This window comes from Rossellomorea sp. GCM10028870, from assembly GCF_042666755.1.
Classification (GTDB): domain Bacteria; phylum Bacillota; class Bacilli; order Bacillales; family Bacillaceae_B; genus Rossellomorea.
Window position 1 is genome coordinate 1,991,528 of sequence record NZ_JBHTGN010000001.1, and the last position, 23,144, is coordinate 2,014,671.

The following is a 23,144-nucleotide window of genomic DNA, read 5'->3' on the forward strand; positions in this document are numbered from 1 at the left end:
TCCTACCCCCTATATGTCTCCTCGGACTCCATCACAAACATTTCACCTTCCACACGCTCCACAGATCCCCTCTGCTTCCCATCCCCTTTCCTGATTCTCTTCACTCTCCCCTTGTCACCCAACAGTACCCGTTGAAGCGATGTCGCCATAAGATTATAGGAAAGCACAGTGAATGATAATGCAATAAGGGGCACAAAAAGAATCCACGGTGCCACCATCAGTTCAAAGTAGGCTTTCCCGATATTTCCTGCCCATTCATTGGAAAGAGAAAACAATCGCGTTACTCCCATCATGATTTCCCTTTCTACAGCCCCTCCCAGGAAAATCTCAAGAAAGCCGAGATGAGCAAATAATATCAGTACCGCCACATTTCGCTGAAAAAACAACAAGATCAGACGCGGGAATAAATTTCTCAGGATATGCCTCCGATACAAAGATAAGCCACTTGCTCCCAACGTTCTGGCACTCAGGACAAACTCTTCCTGGAGCACTTTCTTAATCTCTTTGGATAGGACTACAATCAATGGCGGAATGCCGATCAGCGTCAGGATGAAGATCTGAATACTTATCACTTTCACAAATGCCTTTTCCGGTTCATCGATGACGAAACTGATTGGTGAAAGGAGCATGAAGGCGATGACAGCCATGGGGATATAGACCATGGACTCTACCAACTCTTCAAATACCCTTTGCACTTTTTTAAAGAAGTTTATAAAGATCACTGATAATGAAAAAGCCAGTACCACCTGAAGAAGGCTGATGATCAATCCAATGATGATGGTAAACTTCGCCCCCTGAATGACATATGACCATAAGGGTAGACCCAATCGATCTGACCCGAACGGAGGCAGCTCAGCCGGTGTGAACGGCGGCCCCACTGTTTCGCCGTTATAGTTAAAGAAACTATACATCTTCACCTTTTCTTCTATAAATGGTTCATACAAAAAACTCAGCACTAATAGGCCCGTAATGAATAGGAACCCAATGAGAAACTGTGGCTGCTTCCAGAGATCTTTAAGCATAGGTCCCGTCCTCCTTTAGTCCGATGCTCTTCTTCATGCGCATCTCAATCAAAGTAAAGACCAGATAGAATGGGAGGAAGATGACAGTGGAAATAATCACAAAAGTGAATCCACTCGACCAGATCAGTAAATCCATTATCCCCCTCATATTGAACAATCTTTCTAATATAAACAAATTGGATAGCATAAAGGAGAAAATGATTTTGGATCGGTAGAATAGGCTGTAGACTACGTTCCTGAAACCATGTGTCACTATGACTTGAAATGCATTGAGACCTTTCCCCCTGGCGAGCTCTATGTACGGTTTCCGGTCTTCCTCTTTCAGCAGGAGAACGATGGTTTTAATTAAGAATACGGTCGGCACGATCGTTAAGCAGGTGACCGGCAACAGGTATAATTCTTCACCCGTCATGGCAATATCCCCTATTAACACACCGGTATGACGGAAATACATCACTACAGCCAGTTGAATACCGATGATGATGAATACATCGGGAAGCGATTCGAGGATATTCACCAGACTTAAGAACGCACGTTGCATCCATTTGGAAGAAAGAGAGATGAATAAACTGATTAAAAATGAAATTCCAACCGCCAATCCCAGAGAAAATACGAATACCTTCATGGAGTAGAAATATCGTTCAGCCAGAACATCCTGAAGCGGATATTCCTTACTCAGAACAAACAAGATCCACTGATCCTGTTGAAAGATTCGTGAGAATACATGATAAATTCCTAGGAAATATTCTTTCGGATAAAAGCCAAATGAGCTTCCTTGATCATTCATCATCAAATAATATAATTCCGTGTTTCCTCCTCCATAGAATAAGACGGGCAGCACGCTTATCAGTATAAAGCCCACAATAATAAGTACGAGTTTACGAAGTGCCTTCATGATTTCCCCCTTGTGATTGTCTCTATCTATTTACTGTTCTTGTAAGAGGTGACAAAATCCTTTTTCTGGATAAATTTTAAAAAAGAAAAGCACCCGACTCTATCAGTCGGATGCTTCCCGTGTCCTATCCTGCCTTATCACCTTTTGCCCCCTGCTGGAGCTGGTACATTTGATGGTATCGTCCCATCCGCTTCATCAATTCGTCATGATTGCCCCGTTCGACGATTTCCCCTCGATCTAAAACCAGTATTTGATCGGCATTCTTAATCGTAGAAAGTCGATGAGCGATGATGAAGGTCGTTCTTCCCTTTTTCAACACTTCCATCGCTTCTTGAATGATGGCTTCCGTCTCTGTATCAATACTCGACGTCGCTTCATCCAAAATCAGGATCGCTGGATTAAAGGCGAGAGCCCGTGCAAAGGAAATCAATTGACGCTGCCCTGAAGAAAGAGTGCTTCCTTTCTCGATCACGGGTTCGTCATAGCCGTTCTCAAGGTTTTTGAACACCTTTTCCGCACCAACGGCCTTGAGTGCTTCTTCCACCTGTTCCCTCGAAATCCGAGGATCATCAAGACTTACGTTGGATGCGATTGTACCCGTAAACAAATAAGGATCCTGTAAGACAATCCCCATATGCTCGCGAATTGTTTGATAGGGAATATCGACAATGTCTTTTCCGTCAATCAGGATTTTTCCTTCATTGCTATCGTAGAAACGGAATAATAGATTCATGATCGAGCTTTTCCCTGAACCTGTGTGTCCCACCAGGGCAACAGTTTCGCCTCTGCTTGCGGTAAACGTGATATCCTTCAATACATATTCATTTTCCTTGTACCCAAAGAAAACATTCTCAAAGCTGACATTTCCCTCATAACGATTCATTTTCTCATCTTCAACAGAAGTTCCACTCTCTTCTAGCAGTCGGAAAACCCGCTCCCCTGCCACTAGTGCCTGTTCAAGGTTCGCAAGCTGATTTACGATTCCTGTCACCGGCTGGAACAAACGGTTGATGTAATCGACAAAGGCATATAGTACGCCCAATGTTACCACCGATCCTACTCCGGTAGAGGCTCCTCCGAAATACCATATGAATGCCACGAAGGTGATATTTCTTAATACCCCTACAAGGTTATGGGAGGTCATTGAATTTAAGCTTAAAAGTTTATTTTGATATTTGAAGTGAGTTTCGTTCAAGTCTTCGAATTCTTCGTTTGTTTTCTTCTCTCTGCTGAAAGCCTGAATGATGTTCATGCCCTGTATCGATTCATTGATCATGGCATTGATATCGCTCACTTTCGATCTGATGATGTGATTGTATTTAGACGCATAAATACGGTACAGGTACGTCCATACAACCAGAATCGGGATCAGGATCAAGCAGATGGCCGCCAATTTCGCATCAAGTATAAAGAGTGCTATATAAATTCCAATAATATAAATCGTACTTGAGAAAAAAGTCGATAAAACTGTTACATACAGGTCTCTGATCGCTTCGGTGTCGTTTGTGATCCTCGCTACGACCTTCCCTGCCGGCAGATTATCAAAATAACGGATCGGCAGCTTCTGGATATGCTGAAAAACGTCATTACGCATTTTCTGAATCACACGGTTTGCAGCTTTCTGAAGGTAGAATCGCTGACCGTATTGGAAAAAGGCGGCGATTACCAATAAGCCAAAATAAAAGGCAATCAATTTGATAATTTTCGGGATTTCCGGATTATAAAAACGCAGCAGCTCGTTTCCCTTCAATTTTTGGGCGGGATAAGTTGCTGACTCATCCCCTTTTGTAATGGTCATTTCCCCTGCTGTGACAGATCGTTCACCATCAAAGGAAACACTAGAAGGAACGAAATAAAATGCTCTTCCCACTTGAAGAATACGGATGTCTTCCCCTTTGCTCTCCCCTTCAGAGAAATATTGATCACGCTTATACCAATTGCCCTCATAGGAAACAGCTTCTTTTCCCTCCACTGTTTTATACCAGGTTGATTCTATTCCAAGAATATGATCATCGATCAGTTTTTTTGCAATGAAAGGTCCTGCAAGTTCTGCCGCTACTGACACACTAAGCATCAAAAGGGCAGCAATAATGATTTTTTTGTAAATAAGGGCATAATCGACTAGTTTTCTTCCGACGTTCATGCGCCCACCTCCTCTAGTGAGGAATCTTCAACTTGTTGGCGATCGAATTGTTCTTTATACCAACCACCGTTTTCAAGGAGTCGTTCATGTACCCCTTCTTCTACCACTTTTCCATCTTCAAATACGATGATCCAATCTGCATGCTGAACCGCCGAGAGACGATGAGTCGTAATAATCGTTGTTTTTCCATCACGTTCTTTTCTTATATTGTCAATGATCTTTGCTTCTGTCTTGGCGTCAACAGCGGATAGCGAGTCATCAAGGATCAGTATTTCCGGATTTTTGATAAGTGCCCGGGCTATCGAAATCCGTTGCTTCTGACCACCTGAAAGCGCCACACCCTTTTCTCCTACAAGAGTGGTCAATCCGTCCGGAAGCATTTCAAGATCTTTTTTGAAATCAGCCAGTTCAATGGCTTGTTCCAGGTCTTGTTCAGTCGCATCATGTCTACCGAACAGAATGTTTTCTCTAACGGTCCTTGAGAAAAGGACATGATCCTGGGGTACGTAGCCGATCCAGTCCCTTACCTGCTGGATGGTCAAGTCACTGATCGGGACACCTCCTATGGATAAAGCCCCTTTTCCGGCAGGGTATTCACGGAGGAGCTGCTTGATAAAGGTCGTTTTTCCACTTCCAGTCTTCCCGACGATTCCAAGAGTGCTTCCTTGATGGATATTCACATTAATATGGGACAGATTTAACACTTGTGAGGATGGATATTGAAAGTCCACATCCTTAAACCCTATGCGATCAGGAGAATCTATCCATTGAGGAGTCTCAGAATCCTGGACGTCCTGAACATAATCAAGGGTCTCCTGAACCCGGTCAAGTGAGGCATTTCCGCGCTGCATGACATTTATTAACTCACCAATGGCAAACATCGGCCAAATCAGCATACCGAGATACACATTAAAGGAAACAAGCTCTCCCAATGTGATCGACTGATGAAACACAAGATATGCCCCGTAGCCGAGTCCAATTAAATAACTTAGCCCTACAAGTACTTTTATGGTAGGTTCAAAGAGTGAGTCAATCTTTGCCACTCCTATATTCTTGTTATATACATCTTCTGTCATATCAGCGAAACGCTTCTCATCAGCTCTTTCCTGGACGTACGCACGAATGACACGAACGCCCGCAATGGACTCAAGCACTTTATCATTCAAGTCCCCGAATGAATCCTGAGCTTCCGTAAATCTCTTATGAATTCTCGCACCGTACACCTTCATCAACATTGCCATGATCGGCAATGGCAGTATAGCCGCTATGGTCAGTTTCCAGCTGATAAGAAATCCCATTGTAAAAAGGATCGTTAACATAAAGACACTGGAATCGATTAAGGTCAACACTCCGAAACCGGCTGTGACCGAGATGGCCTTCAGGTCATTCGTTGCCCTTGCCATTAAATCTCCCGTACGATTTTTCTCGAAAAACGTCGGTGTCATCTTTAACAAATGTCCCATGAATTTACTGCGGAGCTTCCGTTCAACCAGAAAGGCCCCTCCAAATAATTGATACATCCACACATACGTCATTGCGTACGATATGATAGCGATCCCGGCGATCAACCACAGATATTCCCCTACGACATCCCACGTCATCGCACCCAGGTGAATGTCATCAATGGCATTTCCGACAAGCTTAGGGGGAATCACATCAAGGATTCCGACAATCGTCAATAGAACGATCGCCACCGTATATCTCTTCCAATTTTCAATAAAAAACCATGATAATTTCTTAAAAATACTAAACATTCCACATTACCTCCTCTTGTTGATTTTCTTCACTATCCGCCTTCTGTCTCCACAGCAGACATCATCTTCTTCATTTGAATGATTAACATATTCATTTCCTCCTTCTAAATTAGGTATATATGTGATCAAGGATGGTCCTTGGGTACACCTAAACGAAAAAAAGACAGACGCTTAAGGCTTTTAACACTAGATCTGATAGAGGTTTCCTTTCGAATCCCCACCAATCTGTTGCGCCTTAAAACGTCCGTCTTTGTTTTTGGACATACAAAAGCACAGATTATATGCATAACCTGTGCCATTAATATTCATATTTCAGAATGATTAAGGAGTTACTGGTTATGTGATGATATGAAATTGGCTGCTGGTACTCCATGAATTGTATACACTTTCATCATCACAAACCCTCCATTCATTTTTATTATTAATTCCATTAATAACCATACTATACGCTTGAAATTGTGTCAATATTATTTTTATTATTAATTTTCTATATACTATATGTGATACCACATTAATAGTGAACCACCATTATTCTACGCTTTCACTTTTCATTTATTCCACGACGACAGCCGTTCCGTAAGCAATAATTTCTGAAGCATTCTGCATGACGGCAGAGGTTTCTAAACGAACGGCAATAACGGCATTTGCACCTTTTTGAGAAGCTTCTTCCATCATACGATCTATCGCCTGTTTCCTTGCCTCCTCCATCAACTCACTGTATTCGCTTATTTCTCCACCAATAATGGTTTTAAGACCGGCAATAATGTCTTTGCCAATATGCTTGGCTTGTACGGTACTACCCCTTACAAATCCTTTTAATTCTTTTACTTCTTTACCTGGTACAAAATCGGTTGTCACAATAATCATGATTCCCTCTCCCCTGCCTTGAATTTTCTCCAAATCTTCTTTGCAAATATGAAATAAAAGATAAGTGGAAACGGGCACTGAATCAATCCCCAGATCCCCCAGAACCAATAGTTATGTCCGTTCTTCCGGGCATCGATAAACAGGTAAATACTTTGAGTCAGAAGGATCGGAATGACAAGGGGTAAAATATATAGTTCTTCTTTCGTCATATCCTTTTCACCTTTTTCGTATATGTTATGCCAGTAAAGATCGAGGCTCCCACAAAGATGGCGACTTGAAGGAGAAGAAATAGAATTGGCATTTGAAATAACGTAAGGGAAAACACAGTCAAGATACAACAGGCCAGAAGAAGAAAGATGGTGAGATCTCGTTTAAACCTTGCTTTAAGCTCCACTTGCTTATCCTCTACTAATTGCTCGAACCACTGCAGGGACGGGGTGCTTTCGTCAATGTCTTCATCAATTGACTGGAATCCCTCCTCCAGTAATTTCTTTAATTCATCGTTATGTTCCTGATGATTGTTCATCTATTTTCAACTCCTTCCTCAGCCGGATGATCCCATGATGAACACGGGATTTCACTGTCCCAGGTGGCACTTCTGTCATTTGACCAATCTCTTCATAGGAATAACCGTAGTAATGTTTAAGGATGATAGGGAGCCTGATATCTTCTGATAGTGTGGATAGGGCTGCCAGCACATCATTCCATTCTTCATTCCTTGACTCCATCTCCCATTTTAATTTTCTAACGTTCACTTCTTCATTCTGCCAGTTCTGTTCTCTTTTCTTTTTACGCTGCAGATCAATATAACGATTGGTTGCGATGGAAATCAGCCATGATGAAAATTTTGATTTCCCATTGTATTGATGAATCTTCTCTACACATTTTGCCATTGTATCCTGAGCAAGCTCCTCTGCCTGATCCCGATTCATTGTCACTTTCATTAAGTATTTCACTAGAAAAGGATAATGCTCTCGAAAAAGAATAGCAAAGGCTTCGTGATTCCCTTTTTTCGCCCGTTTGATCAGATCTCTCTCTTCCATCCTTTACTGTCCTTTCTTTCCACCCCAGCCTGCGAGTTCATTAATAAGACGCACAAGAAGAAAAATCGTTCATAAAATCATTATACTTTTTTTGAAATATTTTCATTCTATTTTCAAAAGCCTTTTTTCGCAAAGATTGTTTCTTTATAACATTGGATCTGCCAGGGCTCTGTCAATCAGTGTGTGCTGGATGGTGAGGAGAACCGCTCCGCTTGCAGCTAGCGTTCGGCCGAGCCAGCCCCGCGGAAAGCGAGCATCCTGTAGCGGAAATCAACTACTTCTTCTCTAAAATAGCAACAAACTTTTCGGGAAATCCCACAATAAAGCCCTCTATGAATAGCCCTTTTCTATTCATAGAGGGAATCTCACTTAGCCATTCAGAACAGCAGGCTGAGCATTCTTTTCTTCTTTCACATATTTAGGTAGAATGATGGTGTAGAAGATACCTACTATGATTAGGCATCCTCCAACGAGCCAGTAGAGCATTTCAACGGTTACGACGGTAGGGAATGTCAAGGCAATCACTCCCAGTGTAATCGATTGTGACAGCATCATAAGAGGATTGATCCACCCTTGCACCCTGCCCATCATTTTTGGATCAATGATGCTCGGCATCCATCCTCCGATGGCAATATTCACAAGGGGTAACCCCAATGCGGCAAAAAAGATGATCGTGAGGAAGATCCAAGTCGCAGGCGCAAAAGATGCTGCGATGATAAATGTTCCGGAAATAACCAGCCCTGCAACGATCAACACATGAAACTTATACTTCTGAGCAAGCATCGAAGAGAAGATACTGCCGATCAATACACCCGCGCCGAATGCGACACCTAATAGAATCGAATATTCTTCATAAGACTCTGGGGCTAATTTATATTTCAATATAAAAATAGGAATGACCGAGAATCCGCCGTTCACAATTCCAAATACGACAAACCCTCCAATTAAGGATAACAACAGCTTGTGATTCAGAATATAATTCACCCCCGCTGTAAAATCCTTCCTCACAGACTGAATGTTCAAGTCTGTCCATGTATGCTTGCCGTTTGGAAGACGAACCTCTTCAGGAATGATACATTTCCTGATTAAGATGGCAGAAATAACGAATGTAACAAAATCGACTGCAATCGCACCGTAGATCCCCGCCGTCCAATATACAAAGATGGCCACTGCATTTCCAAGTAACATAAACAAGCTCATCACCATCTGATTCAAGCCGGCGGCCGTTGAATAATCATCTTTCGAAAGCACTCCTTGCAATATCCCCTGTTCAGCAGGAAAGAAAAACTTCTGAACGCCGCTTCGTAGAAACAAGATCGTAAATATGAGGGGCAGCCAGCCAATGTAGATGGCCCCGAATAATAAAAGTGTAAGGAACGCACTGATTGTATCACAGTGATAGGCGATTTTTTGCCGGTCCATTCTGTCAGCGAATACTCCAACAAGAAAGAAGACGAGAAGAGTGGGTAATGAGTACATCATTTCAGTCAGGGAAGCATACATGGGTTGCTCGGAAAACCGATCCAGCAGATAAAACATAAAGGCAGTCAAACCAATCACACTTCCCATATGCGAAGTGAAATTAGCAAAAAATAACTTTAGAAATATTGGATTCTTAAAGATTTCAATCATTTTTTTCATGAATAACCGTCTCCCATCAATGATTAACTATCTTTATCATATAAGGAAGGTTAAGTGAACTTGAGGGTCTATTGGTGGTTTTTTCCTCCGTCTGTAGTCGGATGTGGATCGGGAGGCTGGAAGTCTAACAAAAAAAGCGTAGGAATCTACATACCCCATTGTGTATTATAGTCATTTCAGTAACCCACTTGTGCCAAAATCGGGGGTTGTTGTGCCAGTTTTGTTGTTTATTGAGCCACTTTTGGTATTTGTTGTGCCAAATTGTGAACCTCTCTCTGAGTTCAACCAACAATACCCTGCCACTTTACCATCTATTGGCCAAACCAGCACACTAAATCGCCACGTATTTAATCCATACATACACAAAAAAAATAGCCCAGAGCCCCACGGCTCCAAGCTATTTAAAACCAAACAATTATTCAAACGTGCCCTTCACTATTGCTTCCCCGTTCTCTACCATCAACTTCCCCTTGGCAAACACCGTGTTTACTTCAAGTGTATTTTTATCCAACAGCACCAGATCAGCGTCTTTTTCAGCCTCAACGTGACCTTTTTGCTTTAATTTCAGGATTTTGGCAGGATTTGATGTAATGACTTTAATGGCTGTTTCCAAAGGAATCCCTTCTTCCAGAACAGCGTCTTTCACTTCACAGTATAAACTGGAAACCTGGCCAATCTGTAATCCTATCAGCTCGCCGTCCCCATCAAAATTAGGCAGGCTTGCTTGTCCATCCGAGGTGTATGTGATTTGTTCAACCGGCACACCTGCATCCAGCATGCGTTTTAGCGCTTTACTGCATTTCACTTCGCCATCTTCGAGAAATTGTGGAATCGTACTGGTCGTAAAGTCTACATAACCACCCCTTTGAGCATATTGAATCCCTGCTTCAAATAGATGGGCATTTCGATTAATATGAGTTGGATAGAATTGTTTAATCGGAATATCCGTTGTGTCGACTATTTCCTCTAGAAGCTTTAAATGGTCATGACTATCTCCTACATGAACATTGACAATTCCCGATTTGCCTGACAGCATGCCGCCAATTCGGGCAGCAGAAGCAATTTTCGTTAATTCATTTACCGTGGGTTGAGATGAGCGGTGGTCAGCAATTGCCACTTCGCCTACTCCTATGATGCGGTCTACTAAAATAATATCGTCTTCAATTTTTCCAGTAAGCGTTTTTAATGGTACTTGATAAGAACCGGTTTGCGCGTAGCAGGTAATTCCCTCTTCTTCAAGACCCTTTGCTTTCGCTACAAGGCTCGCCATCGTTCTTGTCGTTCCATCTGTTCCTATCACACCAACAAGCGTCGTGATACCGGCAAGTGTGGCCTGAGTCAGTTGAATTTCCGGTGTTCTTGTACGAAAGCTGCCCTCGCCGCCTCCACCCATAATATGTACGTGTGAGTCTATGAATCCAGGTACAACATACTTTCCAGTTGCATCCACAATCTTTATATCCACAAATTGATGAGGAGGTTCAATCTTATCTTCAATAAAACCTATTTTATTATCTACTATTAATATATCCTTTTTCCCTAAATATTCTGGAGCATAAACTTCTCCGTTTTGAATTAATGTCAGCATGATGTTTGCTCCCTTCATTTCTTATTCATACAATCGTACCGAACCTTTCGATAAAGGTTCGGCACTATAAATCAAATCAGAAACCGATGAATGTTGCCGTTATCACAAAGATCGATGAAAGAACGAATAGAATCAGCATGAATTTAATAATAAATTTCGCCCATATTCCCCAATCGACACGGGCTGCTCCAAGTGTACCAAGTAAGGCAGCAGAGGTCGGCACAAGAATATTGGTTAATCCATCTCCTAATTGGAAGGCAAGGACCGCTACTTGACGAGAGACTCCGGCAATATCTGCAAGTGGAGCCATTAAAGGCATTGTTAAAGCGGCTTGACCGGAACCAGATACAACAAAGAAATTGAATACAGACTGGAATAAATACATACACCAGGCAGAAATGGCTTCAGGGAAATCCCCAACCACTTGCCCTGCTCCATATAACATCGTATTTAATACAGATGGTGCGTCAGGTGAATCTCCACCAAGGATAATGACGATTCCTTTTGCCATACCTACAACTAAGGCAGCCGGCAATAAATCCTTCGCCCCGTCGATGAATCCATCTGCTATATCATCCCATGACATTCCATTCAATTTAAACAGAACGCCAATGATTCCTGCTACTAATCCAATCGTAAAGAATTGGCTCGCAATCTCCGGAATATAGTAAGCGTGTTCCACTACTCCCCAAATGATCCAAGCAATACCTACTGCAACCGTTAATATGACAAGTGAATGACCCAAAGTAAATTTCGTATTTAGGTCTTGTACTCTGCCTTCTTTACGGAAGTATTCATCAGAAGCGTAAGAAAGACTCCGTTTAGGTTCCTTTCGAATCGCTACAGCATATCTCCATGTGTAAATGATCCCCACAAGTGTAAAGACAATCCACATCACAATACGGAAACCTGATCCCGAAAGAACCGGTACACCTGAAACACCTTGTGCGATAGCCACTCCGAATGGATTCATCCATGAAGTGGCGAAACCGATTTGAGTCGCCACGTAAGTGATCATGATTCCAGTGATGGCATCATACCCAATCGCAATCATGATTGGAACGAGTATCATGGCAAAGGCAATGGCCTCTTCCCCCATCCCGAACACGGCTCCCCCTAATGAGAACAAGAAGAACATAATTGGGATGATGAGAGATTCCTTTCCTTTCGTCCTCTCAATGACCTTTAGGATCCCTTCCTCAATGGCCCTTGTCTTCATAATGATGCCAAAGGCACCACCAATGATTAAGATAAAGGCCACAACACCTACAGCGGACCCCCATTTATCCCCTGATACAAGACCTTCAAATACATAATTAAGGAATCCAATTCCGCCACCCGGCTCGAAAAGACTGGTTCCTTCTCTAATTAGATTTCCATCATCATCCTTTAAATAACTGAACGAATCAGGATTTAATACCGTTTTGGTTTGTTCTTCTCCATCCTGCATAAATGTGATTTCTTCTGTCGTGAATTGCCCCTTTGGTACGACATACGTTAAAATTGCAGCTGCCAGTACAACGAAAAAAACAATAATAAATGTATGCGGCACCTTCCAGGCTTTTTGTTCTTTCTCCATTTCTTTCCCCCCGTTTGACAGTATGATTTGTTTCACATATGTACATGCAAGTTCCGTGCCAATCTATAATTATCTGAAAATACAAACTTTGGGTGCACTAATGGTTATTATCGGTTAAAATATACTTAACCAATAAAACACTTATCAACCAATAAAACACTTATCAACCAATTAAACCATAAGGGGGAGACGTATGAAACATGAATTAATTCTATTAGCTGGAACAAAGGAAACAGAAAGAGCTCTTAAGGAACAATTACAATCCGTTTTTGGAGAACTGATCAATATTACGAGTTATGCTTGTGATGAAGGAATTCCTACGTATTTCACCAATAAATTGATTGTTTATTCTTCTGCGCTCATCGCGCCAGAAGTGAAAGAATATATCGATTTCGATTCATGCACCATCATTAAAGCTCGCCGCACCGTCAATTATGAATACATAGATCGTATTTTCGAGTTACCTCCGGGAAAAAAGATTTTATATGTGAATGACTTTATCGAGACGGCTCAAGAAGCTGTCTCTACATTGAAACGATTAGGAATAGATCACGTCGATTACATTCCATACTCCCCAACCGGAGACTACCCTAGACAAATTGATATTGCCATCTCACCAGGAGAAACGGCAAGCATACCACCTTCCATTCCCAGCAAAATCGATATCGGTGTAAGACTGATCGATTTGAATACCATTATGAAAATCATCTACCACTTTCAGTTGTCAGAGCAGTTAACCTTTGATATTACCGACCGCTATACGAGAAAGATCATCGAGCTCAGTCAAAAACTGGGCGCAATCAATCGACGGGCAAAAACGTTAAATAAATTTTTAAATAAAGTAGTGGATGGTGTAAATGATGGTATCCTCGCCTTTCAGGAAGACGGAGAAATTACCGTATTCAATGAAGTGCTTGAACGAATGGTCGGGATTACAGCTGCCCATGCGAAAGGAAAAAAACTAAACAGGGTGTTCAAGAATATCGAGCTCAATCACTTTTTGACATCGCAACAGGATGAAGATCAACAATATTTCACTCTCCGTCAGCAGAATGTAATGGTCTATCGTTTCCGTTTGAAGGCAGAAGGAGTCATCGTTGCAACGTTTAAAGATATGGAAGAGACCATTGAGATGGAAAAGGTCCGTAAACGGGAGCTTCAGCGAAGAGGGTATATTGCGAAATATACATTTGACAGCATACTGGGTAACAGCGCAATCATTAATGAAACAAAAATGATTGCCAAAAAACTCGCACAAAGTGAGCTCCCGGTTCTAATCTATGGGGAAACAGGCACAGGGAAAGAGTTGTTTTCAAGCGCTATGCACAATGATTCTTCCCGAAAAAACAGTCCGTATCTTGCCGTTAACTGCAGCGCCCTGCCCGAGGATCTATTAGAAAGTGAATTATTCGGCTATGAGGACGGAGCATTCACAGGCGCAAAAAAAGGAGGTAAAAAAGGATTGTTTGAACAAGCTGATGGCGGGACCTTGTTTCTTGATGAGATCGGTGATATTAGCCTAAAGCTTCAAGCCAGACTCCTGAGGGTTCTTCAGGAAATGGAAATCAGACGGATCGGAGGAAACAAAAACATCCCTGTTGATGTCAGGATCATTGCTGCAACGAACAGGGATCTCCAAGCCTTAATAATTGAAGGAACGTTTCGTGAAGATCTCTATCACCGTCTGAAAGTTCTATCTTTGCAGCTGCCAAGTCTGCAGGATCGCAGCGAAGATATCCCCCTCCTCATTGAGAATTTCCTCCGAATGGAACAAAGCAAAATCTCTACAATCGACGTAGCTGTATTAGATGCATTGAAGAAAGCACCATGGAGTGGGAATATACGCGAACTTAAAAATACGCTGCTTTACATGATCACCGTTGCAGAACAAAATCGTCTAACGGTACATCAATTACCGAAAAATGATAATAATTTTAAAGGTAAAGTGCATACTAAGGATAACCTATCTCCTCCGGCCATCACCATGTCAAAATCAGGAGAGTATGTAAATATCCTTTCCGCTTTAGTTGAATTTTTCGAAGAAGGAAAACGAGCCAGCAGACAAAAGATTTATTCTTGCCTGCAACGAAGCTCCACTCCTCTATCCGTTCAACAAATTAGGACAAGACTAAACGAACTCCAGGATTTAGGCTATGTATGTATCCAGAGAGGGAGAATTGGAACAGAAATAACGCCTGAAGGAGTAGCCTGGCTAAATAATAATGTGGAGAAGGTTTTAACTATTCGTTAACAGGGTAACTTTACATTAACCGGTTAGAAATACAAAGCATATTTCATTGATACGATAAGTCGAGGTGATTTTAATGATACGTACAATCTTAATGGTCGTTGGAGCAATTGTTGTCATTGGTTGGATTATCAGCATGCTGTAATCAGAACCATTCAAACTGAACATTATTCCTGCTATTATATGAATTTTAATCAAATAGAAAGAGCAGAAAGGATCTTCCTCCGTTCTGCTCTTTCTTTTTGTTATTAAGCCAATGTTGAATCTGCACCTATATATTCTGCATTCCATTCACCGTTTTCCTGAATAGCTTTCATATAGGTAAATACAACCTGACAGGTTTGATCATCAGCGTTTAATACCTTTAAATGCTGAATACATTTTCGAATGGTTGGATCGTAGTTTCCATGGGATTCTTCTTCATTTAAAGTTTGAAGAGATTTCAAATACATATACACGATTTGCCGTGTTTTCTCATCAGTATTGATTTTCGTTAAGTGTTCAATACACTTTCTGATGATTGGATGCATTTTATCCATATCCTTTTCTCTCCTTAGTAGAAATAATTTACCATAATATTTCGTGTGATTGTCTCGATTTATGAGGGATTTTCCTGAAAAAGATTATAATTCATATATTGGGGTAAATAGTAGATATCCCAATATTGAGGTGATTTTAATGTATAGACATATTTTGTTAGCCTACGATGAAACAGATGGAAGCAAGAAAGCATTGGATGAAGTGCAGAAATTAATAAAAGGTTCTATAGATACAAAATTAACCGTACTCCATATATCAGATGAAAAGATAGCCAATCAAACCCATGATAACTATACTCCCACCCATGCACTGGCAGATACATCACCAGGGTTTGATAATAATTATATGGGGAATTTATCGGTTTCACCGGACAACAAAACTCATTCGACGGAGGAAGAACGTCATGAAATCAAGACCCCCTCCTCTACACATCACTTTTTAAAAAATGCAAAGGAAAAACTTTCTCCTTACGGGATTGAAGCAAACTATATTCACCTATCCGGTTCAGAAGCAAAACGCATATGTGAATATGCCAAAGAAATCCAGGCAGACCTGGTAGTGGTCGGAAGCAGCGGTAAGTCCGGTATGAAAAAATGGGTACTCGGAAGCGTCAGTGAAAAAGTCACTCAAAACTGTGAATCCAGTGTATTGGTTGTAAAATAAAATTAAATATCAGAAAGGGAGGGACGGACCTTGCAAGGTCCGTCCCTCCCTTTCTTTACTCACCTGTTAACTCATCAAAACGTTTATGGGCATTTTCTTCATCAAAGCTGCTATAAATTCGGTAGTCATCAAAATCTAATATTCGATAGTGCTTACTGAAAAGGTTCTGTTGAAGTATGTATTCATCATCCTTCTTCAAATCCTTCCACCAGACCTTCCCGCCTAACGTCTTTTCCTTCCGGTAATCAATCCCTTCCCGAGCAATTGTCTCTATGATTTCAAGAGGTTCCCCCCCAAGACTCGTGGTTAAGGTTTCACTATCTTTAAACAATGCACAGACGGCAATGACCGCGGTCCAGCTGGCCATGACTCTGCCTTTTTCTATTTGGACAAGGGTTTTTTTGGATAATCCGATGATGTTCGCCATCTTGTCCTGTGTATACCCTGCTTCTGTGCGTATTAGCCTTAATTTATCTGAAATGATTAAAACGATTTCTTCTTTTGTCATCGATTCACACCTTATTTCCGTTTTAGTGTAATATTACACTAATCTCAAAATTATTAAAACATATTTGATTGAACCCATTGATTTTTGTATCACTCTGTCCATTTTACTATACTTTAGATTAAGAATAGACGCATTCGAATCAACGGAGGGAAAATCATGACAAAAAGCATCATTGTCCTTATTAGGCAAGACCTTCGCCTTCACGATCACCCAGCTCTCTACAAAGCTTCTCAAGAAGGAAAAGTGATTCCTCTCTATATCTTGGATGAGGAAACTTCTCCTGCTTCAACCGGAGAAGCCAAGAAGTGGTGGCTGCATCAAAATTTAGAAGCCTTTCAAACATCTCTTCAAACGATTAACGGAAGACTATGGATGGATAGAGGAAAAGTAGAAAATGTTCTCCCTCAGTGGGTTAAGAAAACCGATGCACAAGCAGTTTACTGGAATCGGGTATATGATCCAAGGGTGTATGAACGGGATCTCACATTAGCCCGTTCTTTGTCCTCACAAGGAATAGATGTTCAAACATTTGAAGGTACACTTCTCCTCCCGCCTTGGAAGGTCAAAAAGGAGGACGGCACCCCTTATAAAGTGTACTCGGCATTTTATAAATCATTAAGGAAGGAAGAAATCCCGAAACCCCTCGCACCTGTTAAGAAACTAGAGGTCCCTAGGCTCGGTGCCGAGGGTCTATCACTTATCGATTTAAGTCTAAAACCCTCTATACCCTGGTTTCACATCATGGAAAGCATTTGGGACCCCGGCGAAGAAGCTGCTATTAAAAGGTATCATTCATTCGTTCAAAAAAGCATCGAGGACTATGCAGAAAGAAGAAACATGCCTGCAGAAGGACATCATTCCACTTTATCCCCATACTTAGCTCTTGGTGTCATTTCTGTGAGAAGCTTGTATCATTCACTCCTTGAAATGGGAGGTACACAAGTGGAGCCGTTCATTAAACAATTGATTTGGAGAGAATTCTCCTACTCCGTCCTCCTTCAGTTTCCTGAGTCCACCACACGGCCAGTAAATGAGAAGTTCAAGAAATTCCGATGGAAGAAGGAAAAGGAGCATTGGAATATATGGACAAGAGGAGAGACAGGCTATCCAATCGTTGATGCAGGAATGAGAGAATTATGGGCAACGGGGTTCATGCACAACCGTGTCAGAATGATCGTCGCATCGTTCCTGACCAAGCATTTACTGATTCCTTGGCAAGAAGGCGCAAGGTGGTTTTCGAATACACTCATCGATGCAGACCTCGCCAATAATTCAATGGGGTGGCAGTGGGTTGCAGGCTCCGGCTTTGATTCAGCCCCCTACTTTCGCATTTTCAATCCAACCCTCCAAAGTGAAAAATTCGATAAAGAAGGCACTTATATCCGGATGTGGGTTCCTGAATTAAAAGATGTTCCCAGTAAACATATCCACAAACCTTCAGAAGCTTCCGTGGAGATTCTGGAAGGGGCCGGGGTCATCCTGGGGGAAGATTACCCCTATCCAATCGTGGACCATAAAGCCGCCAGGGATCGGGCATTAGATCGCTACCACGAAATAAAATAGATATAAAAAATCGAGTCTATCGCCTTTACAGGCCATAGACTCGATTTAATTTATGAGGAGATCACGCCTCTCCTCTTTGTTCCTTAATTGTACGTTTCTTCTCAGATTCTGATACAAACAGCGCACACGCTGCATCTCCTGAAATATTGATCGACGTCCTTGCCATATCAAGCAGGCGGTCAATCCCCAGAATTAATCCAATTCCTTCTACAGGCAGGTTTACACTGCTTAATACCATGGCAAGAAGGATTAATCCTACACCAGGAACCCCTGCTGTACCGATGCTGGCTAAAACAGCCGTTAGTACAACCGTAATCAGTTGTTCCAATGATAAATCGACACCATACACCTGAGCGATAAAGACGGTCGCAACCCCCTGCATGATGGCAGTACCATCCATGTTGATGGTGGCTCCTAATGGTTGGACGAAAGAGCTTACTGATTTCGATACGCCTAAACGCTGCTGTGCAACATCCATTGAGATGGGAAGCGTCGCGTTACTGCTTGATGTACTGAATCCTACACTCATCGCAGGACTGAAATTCTTGAAGAACCATAGCGGATTCTTCTTTGCCAGGAGGAGAATCGTTCCACCATAGGTAACGATGGCGTGAATGATCAATGCTGCAAGAACGACGACAAAATACAGCCACATCGCCTTCAAAGCACTGAAACCCTGGCTCCCTATTGCTGAAGCGATTAATCCGAATGTGCCGTATGGAGCGAATTTCATAACGAGTGTCACAAGGTACATCATAAGATCATTACCTTGTTCAACAAGCTTCAATATTCCTTTTGTTTTATCCCCTAAAGCTGTTAATCCAAATCCAATAAAGATGGCAAATGCAATGATTTGCAGCATATTTCCCTCTGTCATCGCCGTGAGTGGATTTTTTGGAATAATGTTCATGAGAGTCTCTCCCACAGGAGGAGCTTCTTTGGTTTCAAAACCTTCTGATTGTGTTTTGTCGATTCCCTCTACCAGGCCGGGATCAATGACATAAGCCAGAGATAGACCAATCACGATGGCTATACAGGTAGTCACCAAGAAGAATACAATGGTCTTCAATCCTATTCTCCCCAGTTTCTTAGGGTCACCCAGACCTGCAGATCCAAGGACGATGGATAGAAACACAATTGGCACGACAAGCATGCTGATGAGGTTAAGGAAAATCTTCCCTAACGGAGTAAATAGATAAGGATCTAATATATCAAATATATCTTTAGCAAAAATATTGAGCAGTAATCCCACAATCGCCCCCAAGATCAAGGCGATGATAATCTTCGTTGTTAAATTAAACTTCATAGATGTCCCTCCCCATAAAAAATACAAAATAATTAAAAGATGTTTACCCTAAATTAAAGCTTGCAAAACCATTCTCTCTTCTTCCTTCAAAAAAACAGTCTGCAATTCGTGCCAAGCTGCCTTCCCATTCAGATTTCATCCCTCTAGCTTCTTCATTCTCCCTCCCCTATTATACTGATTTTTTTAATAATTGAAGAAGTTTATGGGAGATTTAAAACATATTTACTATATTTCATCCCACTACACCCACAATAACAGGGAGAAACATGATTCAATCTTACTATGAATTGAATTCCAATCTTTTCTTTTTTACATTTAATGATTAAATACTACGTGGTTGGGTAAATAGTAATAACAGCATGAAAATAGAAAGGAAAATACCTAAAATGAATAAAACAGTCTATTTTCTTTCAAGTAGTCAACAGCGCAGCTTGATAGCTGAAGGGTGGGCCGAGAAGCTCGATGTGTCGGATTGGTCGTTCAAAAGTGCAGGTTGGGTTGCCGAGAGTCGTGCTGAATTCAGCGTTTTAGCAATGAAAGAGTTATGTATCGACATTAGTACCTTCCCGCTTTCGCGCATCGAGATGAATGAACTTGGTGATGCTTCGGTTATTGTTGCGATTCAGGATACAGAATTTGATGATAAGATTGAGATTCCATCTGAATTAGAAGATAAGGTCATCTATTGGAATTTGCCTAATCCAAGGAAGCGTTCCAAGACACCTATTGAAGAATGGGTACACTATCAAGAAATTTGTGATGAAATTGCCATGCGAGTGAAAGATTTAGAAAACATCCTTCCACAACTACATTAAGAGGACTGATTACAACTGAAATTCTATTGTAATCAGTCCCTTTTTTTTATGTGAAATACTCCAGCTTCGCTTTCGGAAAATGCTTCTCCATATACGCATACAGATGATCTTTCATTTCCTGCTCCTCATCCTTCTGATAAATATACTTGCCTATCCCGTATTTCCCCCACTTATATCGACGTTCTTCTTCGTTTAGTTCAAGTTTAGTCATCGGATAATTTTTCTCTATGACCCTTTTAGCCGGTTTTGTGAAACGATGTTGAATAAATTCAAAGGTCAGATCCTTTTTCGCTTCTTCCGGCAGGTGAGCTTCCAAATGTTCAAACATTTGCTTATACCCTTCCTGCCATCCTTCATGGATATAGATAGGTGCCACAATGAATCCTAATGGATACCCTGCTCTCGCTACCTTTCCTGCTGCCTCAAGTCGCTTATCCAGGGGAGATGTACCAGGCTCGAAATTCTTGATCACATAATCTGCGTTGATGCTGAACCGGAACCTTGTTTTCCCGTTATGCTTTGCATCAAGCAGATGGTCGACGTGATGGAATTTCGTTACAAAACGAAGCTTGCCATACTCGGATTCACCAAAATGTTCGATGGCTCGTTTCAGTGTATGAGTGAGATGATCAATCCCTACGATATCGGACGTACAAGCAGCTTCAAAGCGAGTGAATTCAGGAGCTCTTTCCGCGATATACTTGTCCGCCGACTCAAAGATTTCATCCACATTGACATAGGTCCGGATATACGGCTTACTTCCCATCGTTGTTTGCAGATAGCAGTAGTGACAGTGTCCCATGCACCCTGTTGCAAAAGGGATGGCATATTCAGCAGACGGCTTGGATGTATCAAATTTCAACGTTTTTCTTACTCCAACTACTAATGTGGATTTAGCAATGCGATATTTCTGAAAGTGGTTATCCCCAGGCAGATTACGAACCTGGTTATGCGAAGTTGTGTACCGGATTTCCACCTCCATTTTTTCAAACTTTTCTTTGAGCTCTTTACCGAGGGGATATTCCAAGGCATTCGGTTCAAAGTAGACCAATTGTGGCACGAACGGTTTAACCATGCTTCATCCCTCCTACATGTCTCCAAATGATTGAGTATAGGCTTGCTCCGCTTCTGCTTCTGAAGAATAGACCGCAATTTCATGTGTTAACGGATAATAGGTTTCATATAGAAATAATGCCAGTTCATTCGGATTTTCCGGATCATGTACTATGGCTGCTTCCTGCACGTTGGCTACACTTTGTGTGTGGGGGTTTCGATAAATCACATATACGACATCCCCTGCTTGATAGGGCATATATTGATCATTCAGTTCCATTCTTTTCACCTTTTTCCTAAACGTCATTACTATCATTTTTTGTTATCTTCCCGATAAATATGATGGTAAAAGATGTTTATAAAAAAAACTTCTCCTGCACCTACTATGCAAGAGAAGTCACTCTTTTAAATACCATATAAATCATTCGTATTTTTGAATAGTTGTTTATATACATCTGCTTCTGGAATGCCTTTTATCTCTGCTATTTTTTCAATGGTTCGATGCATCATTCCAGGATGGGTCATCCTCCCTTGAAATTCTCCTTCAAACCGCCAAGGACCATCCGTTTCCACCATTATTCCTTCAACAGGATACTTTCTTACAAGCTTCTGTATCTCAATTTCATAAAGGACATCAGGTGTAATGGAGATTGAATAGCCATTTTCAATCATTCTATCAACGGTCTCATCATCTCCTTTAAACCAATGAAAATGAGCTTTCCCTATGGAGTGCTTTTCTAACAGGGCACAAACGATGGGTGCGTGTTCATACACCGCATGAAGGATAATCGGTTTGTTCATCCTCTTTGATTCAATCATGAACCGTTCCAACAGATCGATATACCGCTCAACTTCAACATCAGGATCTTCTTTCATTTTGTAATAAGGCAATCCTACTTCTCCAATCGCCACTATTTCCTGTTGATGCAGCTCAATGAATGATAGTAGTTCCTCAACTTCTCCTTCAGAGGGCAGTTCCTGCTCCGGATGGAACCCTGCAGCTGGTTTGACCCTAGCATCTCTTCTTGAGAGATCTATATTTGTCCTGGAAGACTGAAGGTTGGAAGATACAGTTATGAGCGCTTCAACAGCATACAGTTCAAGTTCCTGCAGAATCTTATCACGTTCATACCCATCGTATAAATCCAAGTGTATGTGAGCATCGATCAAGGAAGGTTTACACATATTGAGAAAGCTCCTCAAAAATGCTCGTTTTCCATTTCAGAAACTCCTCTGTTAAGAGAATCTCTTTGTCCCGGGGTCGGGGAAATGGTACTTTGAACTCTTTCTGTACACGGGCAGGCCGAGTCGATAAAACAATAATCCGATCTGAAAGGAATAGGGCTTCGTCAATATTATGAGTGACAAATAGAACGGAACTCAAATCTTCCTCCCAAATGGAAAGGAGCCACTTCTGCATGTCTAATCGTGTGAATTCATCCAGGGCAGAAAACGGCTCATCCAAACATAAAAAGGATTGAGGACTGACCAGGGCACGAATAAAGGCAACTCTCTGCTTCATCCCTCCAGAAAGATCACCGGGATAAGCATGCTCATATCCCTTCAAACCCGCCCGTTCAATCATACTCATTGCTTTTTCTCTATCCCTTTTTCCGTGCAGCTCCTGACCCAGCATCACATTCTCAATCACCGTTCTCCATGGAAGGAGGGACGGACTTTGAGGCATATAACTGATGGTTCCTCTCTGACCATTAATCGACCTTCCATCTAGTTGAATATCTCCTGAATCGGGTGTGAATAATCCGCCGATGACATGAAACAGCGTGCTCTTCCCGCTTCCAGAAGGACCAAGGATCGAGACAAACTCACCTTCTTCCACATGTATGGAAAGGTTATCCAGGATCAGTTCTCCGTCAAAGTATTTGGACATATTTTGAATGGATAAGGTTGTCATG

Annotated in this window: 22 protein-coding genes; 4 read left to right on the plus strand and 18 right to left on the minus strand. The window is 41.7% G+C overall.

Annotated features, from left to right (window positions below; genetic code table 11):
* Window positions 1-2: 2 nt before the first annotated feature.
* The 11 genes from ACFQWC_RS10250 to yfcC form a co-directional block, all read right to left on the minus strand.
* Window positions 3-1,022 carry an ABC transporter permease subunit gene (locus ACFQWC_RS10250; RefSeq protein WP_299739918.1) on the minus strand — a complete coding sequence of 340 codons (1,020 nt, stop codon included), beginning with the start codon at window positions 1,020-1,022 and terminating at the stop codon, window positions 3-5.
* Window positions 1,015-1,917: an ABC transporter permease subunit gene (locus ACFQWC_RS10255; RefSeq protein ID WP_299739916.1), complete on the minus strand. Its 903-nt coding sequence runs from the start codon at window positions 1,915-1,917 to the stop codon at window positions 1,015-1,017. Before ACFQWC_RS10255 ends, ACFQWC_RS10250 begins: the two co-directional genes overlap by 8 nt.
* Window positions 1,918-2,041: 124 nt before the next feature.
* A complete protein-coding gene (locus ACFQWC_RS10260; protein WP_377107105.1) occupies window positions 2,042-4,060 on the minus strand; it encodes an ABC transporter ATP-binding protein in 2,019 nt (672 codons plus the stop codon).
* Entirely contained in the window at window positions 4,057-5,814 is a 1,758-nt protein-coding gene (locus tag ACFQWC_RS10265; protein WP_299739912.1) for an ABC transporter ATP-binding protein, read from the minus strand. The genes ACFQWC_RS10260 and ACFQWC_RS10265 overlap by 4 nt, the downstream gene beginning before the upstream one ends.
* Before the next feature lie 552 nt (window positions 5,815-6,366).
* A complete protein-coding gene (locus ACFQWC_RS10270) occupies window positions 6,367-6,681 on the minus strand; it encodes a YbjQ family protein (protein ID WP_299739910.1) in 315 nt (104 codons plus the stop codon).
* Window positions 6,678-6,890: a sigmaY antisigma factor component gene (locus ACFQWC_RS10275; protein ID WP_113971228.1), complete on the minus strand. Its 213-nt coding sequence runs from the start codon at window positions 6,888-6,890 to the stop codon at window positions 6,678-6,680. Before ACFQWC_RS10275 ends, ACFQWC_RS10270 begins: the two co-directional genes overlap by 4 nt.
* Window positions 6,887-7,207, minus strand: coding sequence for a YxlC family protein (locus tag ACFQWC_RS10280; protein WP_299739908.1), 321 nt, complete (start codon window positions 7,205-7,207; stop codon window positions 6,887-6,889). Before ACFQWC_RS10280 ends, ACFQWC_RS10275 begins: the two co-directional genes overlap by 4 nt.
* Complete coding sequence (sigY, locus tag ACFQWC_RS10285) at window positions 7,185-7,724, minus strand: RNA polymerase sigma factor SigY (RefSeq protein WP_299739906.1); 540 nt, start codon at window positions 7,722-7,724, stop codon at window positions 7,185-7,187. Before sigY ends, ACFQWC_RS10280 begins: the two co-directional genes overlap by 23 nt.
* 369 nt (window positions 7,725-8,093) lie before the next feature.
* Window positions 8,094-9,365 (minus strand): MFS transporter, encoded by a 1,272-nt coding sequence (locus ACFQWC_RS10290; RefSeq protein ID WP_377107109.1) that lies wholly within the window; start codon window positions 9,363-9,365, stop codon window positions 8,094-8,096.
* A 415-nt stretch (window positions 9,366-9,780) separates the two neighbouring features.
* Window positions 9,781-10,953: a beta-aspartyl-peptidase gene (iadA, locus tag ACFQWC_RS10295; RefSeq protein WP_299739902.1), complete on the minus strand. Its 1,173-nt coding sequence runs from the start codon at window positions 10,951-10,953 to the stop codon at window positions 9,781-9,783.
* A 76-nt stretch (window positions 10,954-11,029) separates the two neighbouring features.
* Entirely contained in the window at window positions 11,030-12,532 is a 1,503-nt protein-coding gene (yfcC, locus tag ACFQWC_RS10300; RefSeq protein WP_299739900.1) for a putative basic amino acid antiporter YfcC, read from the minus strand.
* Between the two features lie 193 nt (window positions 12,533-12,725).
* On the opposite strand from yfcC, the gene ACFQWC_RS10305 reads away from it, so the two are divergent.
* Window positions 12,726-14,783, plus strand: coding sequence for a sigma-54 interaction domain-containing protein (locus tag ACFQWC_RS10305; RefSeq protein WP_377107112.1), 2,058 nt, complete (start codon window positions 12,726-12,728; stop codon window positions 14,781-14,783).
* Window positions 14,784-15,028: 245 nt separating this feature from the next.
* Here the strand turns inward: ACFQWC_RS10305 and ACFQWC_RS10310 are convergent, their stop codons facing one another.
* Window positions 15,029-15,319 (minus strand): hypothetical protein, encoded by a 291-nt coding sequence (locus ACFQWC_RS10310; protein ID WP_299739897.1) that lies wholly within the window; start codon window positions 15,317-15,319, stop codon window positions 15,029-15,031.
* Window positions 15,320-15,458: 139 nt separating this feature from the next.
* On the opposite strand from ACFQWC_RS10310, the gene ACFQWC_RS10315 reads away from it, so the two are divergent.
* A complete protein-coding gene (locus ACFQWC_RS10315; RefSeq protein ID WP_299739895.1) occupies window positions 15,459-15,983 on the plus strand; it encodes a universal stress protein in 525 nt (174 codons plus the stop codon).
* Between the two features lie 55 nt (window positions 15,984-16,038).
* Here the strand turns inward: ACFQWC_RS10315 and ACFQWC_RS10320 are convergent, their stop codons facing one another.
* Window positions 16,039-16,491 carry a helix-turn-helix transcriptional regulator gene (locus ACFQWC_RS10320; RefSeq protein ID WP_299739893.1) on the minus strand — a complete coding sequence of 151 codons (453 nt, stop codon included), beginning with the start codon at window positions 16,489-16,491 and terminating at the stop codon, window positions 16,039-16,041.
* Window positions 16,492-16,647: 156 nt separating this feature from the next.
* Between ACFQWC_RS10320 and ACFQWC_RS10325 the strand changes: the two genes are divergently transcribed.
* Window positions 16,648-18,054, plus strand: coding sequence for a cryptochrome/photolyase family protein (locus ACFQWC_RS10325; RefSeq protein ID WP_377107115.1), 1,407 nt, complete (start codon window positions 16,648-16,650; stop codon window positions 18,052-18,054).
* 61 nt (window positions 18,055-18,115) lie between these two features.
* Here ACFQWC_RS10325 and ACFQWC_RS10330 read toward each other — a convergent pair whose 3' ends face one another.
* Window positions 18,116-19,360: a dicarboxylate/amino acid:cation symporter gene (locus tag ACFQWC_RS10330; protein ID WP_299739890.1), complete on the minus strand. Its 1,245-nt coding sequence runs from the start codon at window positions 19,358-19,360 to the stop codon at window positions 18,116-18,118.
* 386 nt (window positions 19,361-19,746) lie between these two features.
* On the opposite strand from ACFQWC_RS10330, the gene ACFQWC_RS10335 reads away from it, so the two are divergent.
* Complete coding sequence (locus ACFQWC_RS10335) at window positions 19,747-20,175, plus strand: low molecular weight phosphatase family protein (protein WP_299739888.1); 429 nt, start codon at window positions 19,747-19,749, stop codon at window positions 20,173-20,175.
* Window positions 20,176-20,221: 46 nt separating this feature from the next.
* Here the strand turns inward: ACFQWC_RS10335 and splB are convergent, their stop codons facing one another.
* The 4 genes from splB to ACFQWC_RS10355 form a co-directional block, all read right to left on the minus strand.
* On the minus strand, window positions 20,222-21,250 hold the full coding sequence (splB, locus tag ACFQWC_RS10340) for a spore photoproduct lyase (protein WP_299739887.1): 1,029 nt from the start codon (window positions 21,248-21,250) through the stop codon (window positions 20,222-20,224).
* 12 nt (window positions 21,251-21,262) lie between these two features.
* Complete coding sequence (locus ACFQWC_RS10345; protein ID WP_299739885.1) at window positions 21,263-21,508, minus strand: transcriptional regulator SplA domain-containing protein; 246 nt, start codon at window positions 21,506-21,508, stop codon at window positions 21,263-21,265.
* 125 nt (window positions 21,509-21,633) lie between these two features.
* Complete coding sequence (locus ACFQWC_RS10350; RefSeq protein WP_341357735.1) at window positions 21,634-22,413, minus strand: TatD family hydrolase; 780 nt, start codon at window positions 22,411-22,413, stop codon at window positions 21,634-21,636.
* A complete protein-coding gene (locus ACFQWC_RS10355) occupies window positions 22,406-23,143 on the minus strand; it encodes an ABC transporter ATP-binding protein (RefSeq protein WP_299739881.1) in 738 nt (245 codons plus the stop codon). Before ACFQWC_RS10355 ends, ACFQWC_RS10350 begins: the two co-directional genes overlap by 8 nt.
* Window position 23,144 lies beyond the last annotated feature (1 nt).